The following is a 13,808-nucleotide window of genomic DNA, read 5'->3' on the forward strand; positions in this document are numbered from 1 at the left end:
ATCGAAGTGCTTTTAAATGCGCTATTTTCCAGCAGCCGCCGTTACGAAAGCTGCAAATAAACCTTCTGGACGTTGTGGACGTGACAAGAATTCTGGGTGGTATTGCGCAGCCACGAAGAATTTGTTTTCAGGAATTTCCACAACTTCAACTAAATGGTTGTTTGGTGAAGTACCAGCAAAGACTAAACCTTTTTGCGCCATGATCTCACGGTATTGGTTGTTAAATTCATAGCGATGACGGTGACGTTGTTGGATCACATCTTGGTCACCGTAAGCTTTTGCTGTCTTTGTTCCAGGTTTTAATTTACATGGATAAATGCCTAGACGTTGTGTACCACCCATCTCTTGAACTTCAGCTTGATCAGCCATCAGATCGATGATCTTATTCTTAGCATTGGGATCAACTTCAGCCGTATTGCTATCTTCAAGACCACACACATCGCGGGCAAATTCAATACATGCCATTTGCATACCTAAGCAGATACCTAAGAATGGTACGTCATTTTCACGCGCATAGCGGATCGATTGGATCATCCCTTCAAGACCACGGTCACCAAAACCACCTGGCACGATGATCCCATCATAGCCACCTAATTGTTCAGCCACATTTTCAGCAGTCAATTTTTCGGAATCAAAGTAATCGATCTTGATCTTAGAATCGATCGCATAACCTGCATGACGCAAGGCTTCGTTAACTGAGATATATGCATCAGGTAATTGAACATATTTACCAACTAAAGCGATCTTAACTTCACCATCTAAGTTACGTACCTTATCAGCTAATTTGCTCCAATCAGTCATATCAGCTTCTGGTGTTTCAAGATGCAACTTCTTACATACGATATCATCCATGTGTTGTGCTTGTAGGTTCAATGGAATCTGATAAAGTGTATCCACGTCCATTGATTCGATCACAGCTTCTGGTTCAACGTCACAGAAATTAGCGATCTTATCACGCATACTTTGAGAAATTGGTTTTTCTGTCCGAACGACCAAAATATTTGGTTGGATACCTAAACCACGTAATTCCTTTACACTGTGTTGGGTCGGCTTTGTCTTCATTTCACCAGCTGCGTTCAAGTATGGTACTAAAGTCGTGTGGATGTAAACAACATTTTCACTACCGACTTCAGACTTCATTTGACGCAAAGCTTCAAGGAATGGAAGTGATTCGATATCGCCTACTGTACCTCCGACCTCTGTAATAACAACATCTGCATCAGTGATCGTGCCAGCACGCATGATCTTTTCTTTGATCATATTTGTAATGTGTGGGATAACTTGGACTGTTGCGCCTAAGTAATCACCACGGCGTTCTTTTTTCAAAACTTCTGAGTAGATCTTACCAGTTGTAACGTTTGAGTATTTGTTCAAATTGATATCAATGAAGCGTTCATAGTGACCGAGATCCAAATCAGTCTCTGTACCATCATCGGTCACGAAAACTTCACCGTGTTGATATGGGCTCATCGTCCCTGGGTCAACGTTGATGTATGGATCGAATTTTTGGATCGTAACTTTTAATCCGCGGTTTTTCAATAAACGGCCTAGTGAAGCGGCAACAATACCTTTACCTAGAGATGAAACAACGCCGCCCGTAACAAAAATATACTTGGTCATTATTAAATGCTCCTTTAATTTAATTTATCAGGGTAGAACTAACAAAAATAACAAGCTCCCTATTCACCTCTTAGAATAGGGAGCTTGCCTTGCCGTACGTCTGACTTCACCTATAAGTGAAGCGCCCATATTGAATTTTACATAAAACACTGCTTGACGTCAAGCATAAAATTATTGATCTTCTAAATCAGCATCTGACAATTCAGTCAACTGACCTTCGATACCATCTGGAAGATCATCTTCTTCATCTTCTGGATCGTCGATATCACTTAGATCTTTGCTATAAGCTTTCAATTCGCGATCTTCATCATCATCGTCTTCATCATCATAATCATCATCTAGATCAACATCTTCTGGATCATCATCATTGTAATCGATCACGTCATCATCGTCAGTTGCATCAGCCAAGAAAGCATTGACCTTCTTACGCTTCTTGCGTGGAAGAGTTTCTTCTTCTTCGTCTTCAGAGTGAACGAGTGCTTCGTCGATCGATTCAAATGGATACCATGAGCGTAAGCCCCAAAGATTATCTCCTAAAGAGATGAAGCTGCCATCAACATTTAAATCTGTATAAAATTGCGCTAAACGATCACGGATCTCTTGGTCGCTCTTACCAAGATATTCTTGAATTGCGTTTGTTAAGTCAGCAAAGGCCATCACATCACCTTTTTGACTTAAAATTGCGTGTGCAACTTCGACCATTGATAATTCATTGCGGTTAGCATCTTTGAATATTTCTAGCTCCAAACTGGTACACGTCCTTTCCACAGTTTACTCTTCATCTTACAATATTAAGCTTTGAATTGCAATTCTAATTTATATTCTCCCAATAATTCTTCACCCGAATATAAAAGATATTCCACCTTTAACTCACCGCTAGTTTCAGCGAGCGGTTCATATTTGTAAGTCGTGCACTTGGCCACCAGAGAAATGATCCCATAAGCGGTCTTATACTTAGCATTGGTTTGCTGACCTTCAACTAAATTTAACTGCAAAGCTAATTGCCCTTGGCGTCTAGTCAGCAATAATTCAGCTGGCTTGATCTTTAAGATCGTTTGGGCGCCAGCTTTAGCCTCAGTATACCGTAAATATATAGTTTCTCCTTTACGCGTCAATTCACCCTGTTCGAGCAATTCAAATTTTTCGATCTCACCTGCCTGAGTTTGAACAGTTTTTAATTTTATTTCCACTGGTACTTGCATTGTCAAAACGCTCTACCCCATTTCTAAACATGTACAATTGATCACTCAACGTATATACTTATTATAACAATAATTATTACGAAGGGGGCTTTAAAATCACAACTCGCTATACCTCAAAAATGTTACCTTTAGAAAAGGTCTTGCGTGATCCGATCCATGACTATATCTATATCAAACATCAAGTCATTCTCGATCTGATCAACACCCGCGAATTCCAACGCTTGCGGCGGATCAAGCAACTGGGAACGACTAATTACACTTTTCATAGTGCCGAGCATTCTCGTTTTACACACTCGGTCGGCGTTTACGAGATCACTCGGCGGATCTGTGATCTATTTGCACGAAACTATGCCACTAAAACACAAGGGGATGGTGGTTGGGATGATAATGAGCGCTTAGTAGCCTTATGCGCTGCCCTTTTACATGATGTTGGACACGGGGCCTACTCACATACATTTGAGCATATTTTTGAAACCGATCATGAAGAGATGACCCGTACGATCATCACATCAGAAGACACCCAGATCAATGCAGTTTTAAAGCAAGTCGCGCCTGACTTTCCCCAAAAAGTTGCTAGCGTGATCGCTAAGACTTACCCCAATCCCCAAGTCGTCCAAATGATCTCTAGCCAGATCGACGCTGATCGGATGGATTACCTTTTACGCGATTCGTATTTCACTGGGGCTAACTATGGAACCTTTGATCTGACCCGGATCTTACGTGTCATGCGTCCAAGTGAAAATGGGATCGTCTTTGAATACAGTGGGATGCATGCGGTCGAAGATTATATCATCAGTCGGCTGCAAATGTATCAACAAGTCTATTTCCATCCCGTTTCACGCTCGATGGAAGTTATTTTAGGCCACTTGCTAAAGCGCGCTAAAGATCTCTATTTAGCTGGTAAATTACCCAAAGATTTTGCCACCGAGCTGTTACGGCCTTTCTTTGAAAAAGATTTCACACTCGCAAATTACTTGCGCCTTGACGATGGGATCTTAAATACTTGCTTTGAAAACTGGCGAACTGCCAAAGATCCGATCTTAAGTGACTTAGCCCAACGCTTCTTAGATCGCCAACCTTTAAAATCAGTACGCGTCACAGAAAAGCAAACTGGGCTGTTACCAAAGTTGGCCGCATTAGTGACTAATTCTGGCTATGATGCCAATTACTACACTGCAACTAATGATAGTTTCAACTTACCCTATGCGCTTTATGATTCTAAAGCCAAGATCAATTTGATCCAACCAAATGGCGAACTAGAAGAACTATCCGAGGTCTCACCGCTAGTCAAGGCTGTGACTGATAAAGAACTAGGAGACGAGCGCTTCTTCTTTCCTAAACAGATGTTAGGTACACCTGAAGAGCAACAAGATATCTTTCAACCTTACTATCAAGAATTTTTGCAACACATCAAAAATGATCGGCTCATCTAAAGAGGCTAAAAAATAGGATAAACGGTCGTAAATGACTTTTCGGTCATTTACGACCGTTTTTATATATCACTATGCTTTTTTGATCCTATGGTCTTAGTGTAATGATCTGCATACTGACTATGGATATCATTTTCGCCTAAAATTTTGAATACCTGTAAAGCTTGCTCCATTTTAGAGCGTCCTGTCGTAATATCTTGCTCAAATTCAAAATATTACAGACAAAATGAGCTTTTTACTCAGCTATTTAGTCTTAGTTTTTATCTTTACCTTTTTTGAATACTTCAGTAATGTGTTATTTTCCAAAACAGTTTCTAAAACGCATATCTCATCGCTGACTTCATTACGTTCGAGCTGCGGACGCTTATCCTCGTTAGTATCGTTGCTGCTGTCGAGCTTACTTTTGACATATCTTTCAGTCAAAGTCGTAGTTTTATTGAATTTTATTTTAGCGATGAGTGCAAGTTTAGGCGTGATCTATTTAGCGCTCAAAGACAAAACAGCTCAGACTTAAATCAGATGTGAGCTATTTTGGTTTGAGCCCATTTCTCAGATGAAGCTATAAAAAATGAACCATGATCTTTGAAAAATCAAAGATCATGGTTCATTTTCTATCCTGTTGTCCAATAGTAGTTTTTCTCCGCCGCATCAAAATTTACAATGTGACGACAACAGCTAAAATTATCATAAAGCTCCCTAAAAGTAAGCAATTGAAGCTAAACTTCTTAAAATGGATCGGGGCATTTTTCTTTTCTGAAGCTACTCGTTTGATATCGATCTTGCGTTTAGCAAATTCTTCATCACTTTCACCTTTGCGTTGGCGTTGAAACCACCCAGCCAACAAGTTAGCGTGGAGTAAAATATCAAACATCATTAAACACAATAATGCTAGTCCACTCATAAATAAAATATCTGAAACCAAAATATGGTTGCTAGTCAAACGCCCAACGATCGTCAAGAGCAACACGATCCCTGCGATCACTAGATCACCTTTGAGCCAAATGTTTTCTTTGACAAATTGCATTCTCTTCTCACCCATTGTTAATTAAGTTTTTCGTACTGTCCGCTGACTTCATTTAACTTTTGTGAAGCGCCACTGGCCAGATCAAATCGATACATCCCCTTCAAATTGGAAACTTGCGGATCACTTGGACTGGTATGTCTGATCTCGATCTGATAGTGATCATTACCTAGGTCTTGAACATAATATTGGTCCCCAGCTTCTTGTGGGATCGCAGTCGCCTTCCGAAAGGCACTCAAGACATCTTGGTTGCTCATCTTAGCTGACATCGAGGAGACCGCCTCACTTGGAGCACTGGCGATCTCACTGCCAGTTTCTTTTTTATACTCTGAGCTTAGTAACTTTGAGCTCCGTGCATTAGTGTAGCCAGCTTTAGGCGTCACGTTACTCGACGCAGTTACTTCACTAGCACTAGTAGCGGTACTACTTTGTTCAGAGCTAGCCGTTGCTTGAGCCGAAGCGATCTTAGCTTTATATCCAGTTTCTTTTTCTTGTAACATCGCCACAGCTTGATACTTGCTCGATAGTGAGTCTAAGGCTTGCAAACTCCCACCCGCTGCTTGATAAGCACCAGCCTGATAATATTGTTCAACTTCAGCGGCATAATGTTTAGCCAACTTTACGGCCTGATATTCTTTTTCAAGTTCATTGACTTGTTTGACTAAAGCTGTCGGTGATTCAACTTTCTCCAATTGACCTAGGTATTTCTCCGTTTCGGTCAACTTAGCTGCCGTCACAGCTTTTTTAGCTGCTAATAGCAAAGCAAGATCGGCTTTTAAGGCCCGCACATGGGTCGGGGCTTGCTTGATATTTTTGATCTTATTCAATTCATCATAAGCCTGCTTATTTTCACCTGATTCCAAATATGACAGTGCATTTTGATAGCGTTCGTTGACTTTAACTTGAACTGTCTGACTCGTGCTTTCACTAGTCTTATTCGCTGTTTGACTATTCGAACAAGCACTCAAGATAAATATCACACTAAAAAACAAACAGCTCAACGTTAATATTCTTTGTTTTTTCATAACTATCAGCCGACTATTAAAAAATAGCTTTTCCTTTCTGCTTTAAACAAACAGCATAATGATCTTACAGTTACATTATACCATTTTACTCGATCATTTATCGATCTGGGCTCGTTTTTCATTGAGCTTTTTGCCGACCAAATACGTCGTGATCCAGATCACAAAGATCACGGCGATCGCTGAATAAAGGACTGCTAAGCATTCTTTGACAAAGATCTTAGAGTTCAAATAGTAACTAAAATCAGCATCTAACTTATATAATAAAATAAATAAAGCTAAGTCGCTGCCAAACATCCCAAAGAATAACGTATTAAACGTCATCCCCATGATCTGAAAGCCGATCGTCTTGCCACTTTTAAAAACTTCAGGCAAAGTGATCGTGGGGCGTTGTTCGATCAATTCATTCAAACCGCTAGCAACAGCGATCGCAGCTTCGGCAATTGCGCCTAAAGTACTCAAGACAGTTGTTGCAATGAGCAATTGTTCAAAATTGACCCCGACCAAAAGATCAAACGCTTCGATCTCTTCTGATTGTTCGTTAGCAAAACCCTTGATCTGAGCGAAATGATCCAACGGAATGATCAAGATCAACATTACGATCAACACGATCAACGTCGCCTTAAAAGCAATATTGGCCGTTTTTTCATCCTTATTTCCCATATAGATCGTGATCGCTAGAATACAAACGCCTGCAAAAAATGCGACCCAAACTGGTGGCAACCCACCTGTGATCAAGATAACTGTTATAAACAAAATAATAAAATTGAAGACGGCACTAAAAAATGCAGTCAAGCCAGCTTTACCACCAACTATCAACATCAATGCCGCTAAAATAAACGTTAAAATACTAATTGCCGACATTTTGCTTCCCCCCTAAAAACTGGGCACTCAAAAAACTAGCTAACGGAACCGTTAAAACGATCCCGATCCCACTGATCAACGCTTGAACGACTCCTAAAGCCATCGTCCACTCAAACGTATAGGCAATACTGTTGCCTGTCTTAAAATATAAGACCGACATTGCAAACGTTTCGGCAAAAAAGATCAGCAATAAGACATTGATCAGTGGGCCCATGACCGAGCGTCCGATCACTTGACCTGATTTGAATAATTGTTGCTTCGTCAATTCAGGTTGGCTGCGTTTCATCTCAAAAAGCGTTGAAACGATATCCGTTGCTGCATCCATTACTGCCCCTAATAAACCGATCACTGTCGCGGCTAAGAAAAGTTGCTTAGGTGATTGCGTGGCAAAATCTAAAGCTTCATAGTGTACGCCCTTGCTTTTAGTAAAATACAAGACTAAACAGCCAATGACTAGCGCACTGGTCGTTCCTAAAAAGATCGCCAAAAAAGTCACGCTAAATTGCTTGTTTAGGCCGATCACTAACGCTAGGGATAATGCAGTAAAGAGCAAAGCCGCTATTGCAAAAAGCCAAAAGAAATTTGTCAGATTCAAAAAGACATCCATTTGGACTATCAATAAAAATAAGACGAAATTTAAGATTACGCTCAATAACGAACGTATCCCTTGAAACTGCATCGTTAAATATAGTAATACAACGACCAACCAACTCAACATTATCAAATAGACGTCTCGCTTATAGTGTGAGATCACGACATCTTTTTGGCCACGATGTTCATGGATATTGACAAATATTTGTTGCCCTAGATGATATTTTTGGTCAAGTCCGCCTGAGCTTGAATAAGTGTTATTGACCTTAAAGCTTTGCCCACGGTATTTGCCATTTAAGATCTCTAACGTCAACGTCTGGCGGGTCGTCTCATCGCTATTATTATACACATCGGTCGTTTTTTCTGGTGTAGCTTGCTTAACGGCGACCACTTTTCCGATCGGTTGTTGATATAAAAATGCATCATTGCGCAAAAATAAATATAAACATAGGCCACTGACCAAGATCAAGGCTAGCTTGAGCCATGTTTTGGTGTTGACTTTCATTTTAGTTCCTCCAAAAATCAGTTTATTTAACCATATCACAACTTAGCCCTTAACATGTTAAAATATATCTAAACTTTGAAAAGGATGTGCCCTAATGAAAACTTCTGAACGTGTTTTAGAATTATTGACAAGAAGTGAAACTTATCTTTCCGGGCAAGAATTAGCTGATCGTTTACAGCTCACCCGAGCAGCGATCTGGAAAGCGATCGAACAGCTAAGAAAAGCCGGCTATCAGATCGACAGCAAACCACATGTGGGCTATCGCTACACTGATAGTGATACTTTGAATCAAACTGCGATCTTACAAGCTCTTTCTTTAGACTTAGACCTAGAACTCCAAGTATTTGACTCACTTCCTTCGACTAATCTCAAAGCCAAAGAACTTGGATTAAACCCTACTTCACAAACACCACTAGTTGTTATCGCCGACCATCAAACAGCTGGCTATGGGCGCTATCACCGGGATTTTATCTCACCTAAAAATACCGGGATCTATCTTAGTATCCTCTTAGCCAACAAAAGCCCTGATTTTGATCCTGGGTTACTCACGACAGCAACTGCCATCGCGGTCACTCGCACCTTAGAAAAAACACTGGCGCTAAAGCCCACGATCAAATGGGTCAACGATGTTTTAGTTGATGATAAAAAGATCTGTGGTATCCTGACCGAAGGGATAACTGATCTAGAGACTCAAAGTTTGAGTCAAGTAGTTGTTGGAACTGGGATCAACTTTTTAACTGAGATCTCAACTTTTCCCACTGAGCTTCAAGCACGAGTCGGAACTTTAGCACCTTATGTCAAAAAAAATCGGCTCTCACGCAACCGTTTCATCGCGACCTATCTAAATGAATTCTTCAAAATTTACCAAAATTATACGACGGGATCTTTTATGGATGAATACCGAGCTCACTGTGACTTGATCGGTAAACACGTCACTATCCAACGCCCCACTGGTACCTTAGAAGCACAAGTAATTGACATTAACAACCACGGTGCTTTAGTCTTAGAGAACGGAAAAGTTTTGAATTCTGGCGAAGTTATCAAAGTTAGGAAGGTGTAATATGAAAGTTATTTTTGTTTGTCTCGGAAATATCTGTCGCTCCCCGATGGCTGAAGCAATGTTTAAGGATCTGGTGTCTTCAGCGGGGCTGAGTTCACAGATCCAAGTCGATTCTGCAGCTACAAGCACATACGAGCTAGGTTCTCCACCTGATAGGCGCACTGTCAATGAACTAGCTAAACACGGTCTATCAGCCACTAATATGATCGCACGCCAACTAAATGCAACTGATTTTTTAGAAGCTGACTATATCTTAGTGATGGATGAAAATAACCTCCGGGATGCTAAAAGAATGGCACCGGATAAAAACTCAGCCGCTAAAGTCAAATTAGTTTACTCACTGACCCCTGGAAAAGAAGACCATGTCGTAGCTGACCCTTGGTATACTGGTGATTTTGCAAAAACTTACGCTGATCTAAGCGAAGCCTTGCCATTTTGGTTCGAATATCTAAAAAAGAGGATATAACTATATAAATAACGCGGGGCCGACAAGATGCGTAGCTTTACGCTTTAAGTCGGTCCCGCGTTATTTAGTCTATTTTTAATATAATTCTTTTACTTGTTCTTGGACGGTTTCATGGTTCAAGAATTCATCATAGGTCGTATCAAAACGATCAACGACACCCTTGCCTGAAACTTCAATGATATGATCAGCGATCGTTTGGATGAATTGGTGGTCGTGAGAAGTGAAGATCAACGAACCCTTAAAGTCGATCAACGCGTCGTTTAAAGACGTGATCGATTCAAGATCCAAGTGGTTAGTTGGGTCATCTAATAACAAGACATTGCCCTTTTCAAGCATCATCTTGGATAACATACAACGCACTTTTTCGCCCCCAGATAAGACCTTGATCTGCTTATCGATGTCATCACCTGAGAAGAGCATTTTACCTAAAAAGCCCCGCAAGAAAGTATTGTCATTTTGTTCTTTATCCGCATATTGCCGTAACCAATCTAAGATCGACAATTCATCATTGTTGAAGTTAGCATCTAGATCACGTGGCATATAACTTGGGATCGCAGTTTGGCCCCAAGTCACAGAACCGGTATCTGGTTCTAATTTACCAGCTAAGATCTGCATCAAAGTCGTTGTTGCCAAGTCATTTCTTGAAATGATCGCAGCTTTTTCACCTGGGCGGATCATAAAGCTGACATTGTCCAAGATCTTGACCCCATCGATCGTCTTTGAAACATTTTCGACCCGAACTAAGTCATTTCCCAATTCACGTTGCATCTCAAATTTAACGAATGGATACTTGCGTGAAGATGGTTTGATATCATCTAAAGTGATCTTTTCTAATTGTTTCTTACGTGAAGTAGCTTGCTTAGACTTAGAAGCATTGGCTGAGAAACGTGCGATAAATTCTTGTAACTCTTTGATCTTTTCTTCTTTTTTAGCATTGGCATTGGCTTGCAATTTAGCAGCTAATTGGCTTGATTCCAACCAAAAATCATAGTTACCCACATAAAGCTTGATCTTACCAAAGTCAACATCACACATTTCCGTGCAGACTTGATTCAAGAAGTGGCGGTCGTGAGAAACAACGATCACGATCTTAGGATAATCCGCCAAGAAATCTTCCAACCAGCTGATCGTTTGCACATCTAAACCGTTTGTTGGTTCGTCTAGCAATAAAATGTCTGGTTCACCAAAAAGCGCTTGCGCCAACAACACTTTGACCTTTTCACTTTCGGATAACTCACTCATCTTTTGGGTGTGCATACTTTCAGCGATCCCAACTGATTGTAACAATTGAGAGGCATCTGCTTCAGCATTCCAGCCGTCCATTTCAGCAAACTGCGCTTCTAAGTCGGCTGCCTTTAACCCATCTTCTTCAGTAAAATCAGCTTTGGCATACAAAGCATCTTTTTCTTTCATGATATCATAGAGTTTCTTATGGCCTTGGATCACGGTCTCAAGCACTTCAAATTCTTCAAACCCAAAGTGATTTTGGTTCAAGCTAGAGATCCGTTCATTTGGTCCAGTCGTGATCGTCCCTGTCGTTGGTGTCAATTTACCTTCTAATAGTTTTAGGAAAGTGGACTTACCAGCACCATTGGCTCCGATAACGCCATAACAGTTACCTGGTGTAAATTTTAAATTGACGTCATCATAGAGCAAACGTCCTGAGAAGTTCAAACTTACATCGCTTACTGTGATCAATGATATTTCCTCGCATTCTTTAAGTTATAATTTCTATTGTAACATATTACTGCACCAAAAACTCAAAGCTTCGTGGCTAAATTTTGGTGTCTTAGACTTGGAAAAACAACTTTGTCGGCTATTCCAACTATTGTGCCTTGAAAAGCCAAAGCAAACAGCGTACCAATATTTATCGCATATAGCTGATGTGTCACTAACAGTGAGATCACGATCGCTATGATCGGCGGTGTAAAGACGAGCAATTGCGCTACTGTCGCATTACCATGTAAATATTTGAACCGTATGATCTGCATTAAGTCATCAACTGGATGGAGCATCCAATTTACGCGCTGATAGATCGAAATAGCTACTGCGATCAAAACGACTCCCAAACAATCTAGTATCACTTGCGACCACAGTGGGAGGTATGTGATATGTAATTTTAGTAATTGGACTTCAAAAACACCTACTAGCCATGAAAATGGCACCATAAAGATCAAATTACCCAAAACTCGTTTAAAATCAAACCGTCCTAAAATGATGATGTTTGTCATGATAACAATGATCCCGGATAAGATCAACATCACACTCAACGTGATCGGTAAGACTTTTGAAAGATTAACAGCTGCTGCGGTCCAAAGCGCACTCCCTAAATTGATCGCAACCGTCAAGGCATTGCCTAAACTATTTAAAAAGATCGAAAAAATAAAGTAGCCTAATAATTTTGGCTTACTTATCGTCTGTATTGCTTGCATTTTCTTCCCCCTATCAATATCAGAGTAGGTCAGTCTCTGCGTTATGTCAACTCGCATCATCAGCTACCGTTTCTCTACACACTGAGATATTGTCATGCTCCGAAAAACAGCTCCTAAAAAATAACTGCAAGCTATCCATGATGAACTCACATCACGGCCAGCTTGCAGTTATTTCTACGGAGCTACCGTTTTTCTACGCACTGAGATAAATTAGTGCTACAATTGACTTGTAGTTGAGACCATATGAAAGGCGTGAATTTTATGAGTGAAAATATCTTCTTTAATCCTGGTGATTCGATCGCTAGTGATTTTGACTTTGAAAATGCCTATGTTGCTGCCCAGATCTATCACCACAAGGCTGCTAAGCCTGTCTTGATCGCCCAAGAAAAAGATGGCAAACCGTACTTTATCTTTGACGAAGCAGCGGCGATCGCCGAAGAACACGCTAAAGCTAAAGCGTTTTCTGTCGTGAAACGATTAAAATAAAAAACTGTTTTCTTAACACAAAAATAGGAGAAAGCATCTAGTCGAGCTAGATTGCTTTCTCCTATTTAGTTTGAGCTATTTTCTCCGGAAACGAGTCGTAAATAATGGACTGACCGGTTTGTTTTCGTGGATCCGCTTGATCGCATCCCCGATAAGTGGCCCAACTGAAACTTGAACTAACTTATCGATCTGTTTTTCTTCTGGAAGTTGGATAGAGTCTGTCACTACCAATTGTTTGATCGGTGATTTTTCGATCCGTTCGATCGCTGGACCTGACAAGACTGGGTGAGTTGCGGAAGCATAAACTTCGATCGCCCCTGCATCCATCAATGCTTGAGCCGCTAAAGTGATCGTACCAGCTGTATCGATCATATCATCGATCAAGATACAACGTTTGCCATCAACTGAACCAATGATGTTCATGATCTCAGCAACATTGGCACGTGGACGACGTTTATCAATAATTGCGATCGGTGCTTTCAAAAATTCAGCTAACTTACGTGCACGTGTCACACCACCATGGTCAGGTGAAACCACAACTGCATCTTTATCCAAACCTTGAGTCAAGAAGTAGTCAGCCAATAATGGGGCACCCATCAAGTGGTCAACTGGAATATCAAAGAAGCCTTGAATTTGAGCAGCGTGCAAGTCTAACATGATCGCACGGTCTGCCCCAGCTTTTTCAACCATATCTGCAACTAACTTGGCTGTGATCGGTTCACGTGAACGAGCTTTACGATCTTGACGAGCATAGCCGTAATACGGAATAACAACATTGATCGTAGCTGCACTTGCACGACGCAAGGCATCGATCATAATCAAAAGTTCCATCAAATTGTCATTGACCGGTGCTGAAGTCGATTGAATGATAAAAATTTCATCACCACGAATTGATTCTTCAATGTTAATGCGAATTTCACCATCACTAAAACGGTCAACAGAGGTCTTTCCCAAAGGTACGCCAACAGCAGCAGCAATTTTTTCAGCCAAAGGCTTGTTTGAGTTCAAAGCAAAAATTTTGATCTTTGAACTATTATAGTTTTCAGACATAGCATCCTCCAAAACAAATTTATCTAATTATAATACTATTCATTTATTCTACTAAAATC

General features: G+C 40.6%; 14 protein-coding genes. 4 read left to right on the forward strand and 10 right to left on the reverse strand.

Annotated elements, in window-relative coordinates; genetic code table 11:
• Positions 1-21: 21 nt before the first annotated feature.
• The 3 genes from pyrG to LMU01S_RS03740 all read right to left on the reverse strand — a co-directional run bounded on the left by pyrG (position 22) and on the right by LMU01S_RS03740 (position 2,822).
• Positions 22-1,620 carry a CTP synthase gene (gene pyrG / locus LMU01S_RS03730; protein ID WP_004048741.1) on the reverse strand — a complete coding sequence of 533 codons (1,599 nt, stop codon included), beginning with the start codon at positions 1,618-1,620 and terminating at the stop codon, positions 22-24.
• Positions 1,621-1,791: 171 nt separating this feature from the next.
• Complete coding sequence (gene rpoE / locus LMU01S_RS03735; RefSeq protein WP_056960121.1) at positions 1,792-2,367, reverse strand: DNA-directed RNA polymerase subunit delta; 576 nt, start codon at positions 2,365-2,367, stop codon at positions 1,792-1,794.
• Between the two features lie 44 nt (positions 2,368-2,411).
• Positions 2,412-2,822 (reverse strand): YwiB family protein, encoded by a 411-nt coding sequence (locus LMU01S_RS03740; protein ID WP_056960123.1) that lies wholly within the window; start codon positions 2,820-2,822, stop codon positions 2,412-2,414.
• 119 nt (positions 2,823-2,941) lie between these two features.
• Between LMU01S_RS03740 and LMU01S_RS03745 the strand changes: the two genes are divergently transcribed.
• Positions 2,942-4,255 carry an HD domain-containing protein gene (locus tag LMU01S_RS03745; RefSeq protein ID WP_056960125.1) on the forward strand — a complete coding sequence of 438 codons (1,314 nt, stop codon included), beginning with the start codon at positions 2,942-2,944 and terminating at the stop codon, positions 4,253-4,255.
• 652 nt (positions 4,256-4,907) lie between these two features.
• On the opposite strand, the gene LMU01S_RS03755 is transcribed toward LMU01S_RS03745, so the two are convergent.
• The 4 genes from LMU01S_RS03755 to LMU01S_RS03770 all read right to left on the reverse strand — a co-directional run bounded on the left by LMU01S_RS03755 (position 4,908) and on the right by LMU01S_RS03770 (position 8,255).
• A complete protein-coding gene (locus tag LMU01S_RS03755) occupies positions 4,908-5,276 on the reverse strand; it encodes a DUF3899 domain-containing protein (protein WP_172477232.1) in 369 nt (122 codons plus the stop codon).
• Between the two features lie 17 nt (positions 5,277-5,293).
• Positions 5,294-6,298, reverse strand: a complete 1,005-nt coding sequence (locus LMU01S_RS03760; RefSeq protein WP_056960129.1) for a hypothetical protein — start codon at positions 6,296-6,298, stop codon at positions 5,294-5,296.
• A gap of 93 nt (positions 6,299-6,391) precedes the next feature.
• On the reverse strand, positions 6,392-7,159 hold the full coding sequence (locus tag LMU01S_RS03765; RefSeq protein ID WP_056960131.1) for a YibE/F family protein: 768 nt from the start codon (positions 7,157-7,159) through the stop codon (positions 6,392-6,394).
• Positions 7,146-8,255 (reverse strand): YibE/F family protein, encoded by a 1,110-nt coding sequence (locus LMU01S_RS03770; protein ID WP_056960133.1) that lies wholly within the window; start codon positions 8,253-8,255, stop codon positions 7,146-7,148. The genes LMU01S_RS03765 and LMU01S_RS03770 overlap by 14 nt, the downstream gene beginning before the upstream one ends.
• 94 nt (positions 8,256-8,349) lie before the next feature.
• On the opposite strand from LMU01S_RS03770, the gene LMU01S_RS03775 reads away from it, so the two are divergent.
• Positions 8,350-9,315, forward strand: coding sequence for a biotin--[acetyl-CoA-carboxylase] ligase (locus LMU01S_RS03775; RefSeq protein WP_056960136.1), 966 nt, complete (start codon positions 8,350-8,352; stop codon positions 9,313-9,315).
• Position 9,316: 1 nt separating this feature from the next.
• A complete protein-coding gene (locus LMU01S_RS03780; protein ID WP_056960138.1) occupies positions 9,317-9,781 on the forward strand; it encodes a low molecular weight protein-tyrosine-phosphatase in 465 nt (154 codons plus the stop codon).
• A gap of 75 nt (positions 9,782-9,856) precedes the next feature.
• On the opposite strand, the gene LMU01S_RS03785 is transcribed toward LMU01S_RS03780, so the two are convergent.
• Entirely contained in the window at positions 9,857-11,479 is a 1,623-nt protein-coding gene (locus LMU01S_RS03785) for an ABC-F family ATP-binding cassette domain-containing protein (RefSeq protein ID WP_004048765.1), read from the reverse strand.
• A gap of 62 nt (positions 11,480-11,541) precedes the next feature.
• Complete coding sequence (locus LMU01S_RS03790) at positions 11,542-12,213, reverse strand: DUF6198 family protein (protein ID WP_056960140.1); 672 nt, start codon at positions 12,211-12,213, stop codon at positions 11,542-11,544.
• A gap of 261 nt (positions 12,214-12,474) precedes the next feature.
• Between LMU01S_RS03790 and LMU01S_RS03795 the strand changes: the two genes are divergently transcribed.
• A complete protein-coding gene (locus tag LMU01S_RS03795; protein WP_056960143.1) occupies positions 12,475-12,699 on the forward strand; it encodes a hypothetical protein in 225 nt (74 codons plus the stop codon).
• A 75-nt stretch (positions 12,700-12,774) separates the two neighbouring features.
• On the opposite strand, the gene LMU01S_RS03800 is transcribed toward LMU01S_RS03795, so the two are convergent.
• Positions 12,775-13,749: a ribose-phosphate diphosphokinase gene (locus tag LMU01S_RS03800; RefSeq protein WP_010689673.1), complete on the reverse strand. Its 975-nt coding sequence runs from the start codon at positions 13,747-13,749 to the stop codon at positions 12,775-12,777.
• Positions 13,750-13,808 lie beyond the last annotated feature (59 nt).

Source organism: Ligilactobacillus murinus DSM 20452 = NBRC 14221, from assembly GCF_001591685.1.
In the GTDB taxonomy this organism is placed as follows: domain Bacteria; phylum Bacillota; class Bacilli; order Lactobacillales; family Lactobacillaceae; genus Ligilactobacillus; species Ligilactobacillus murinus.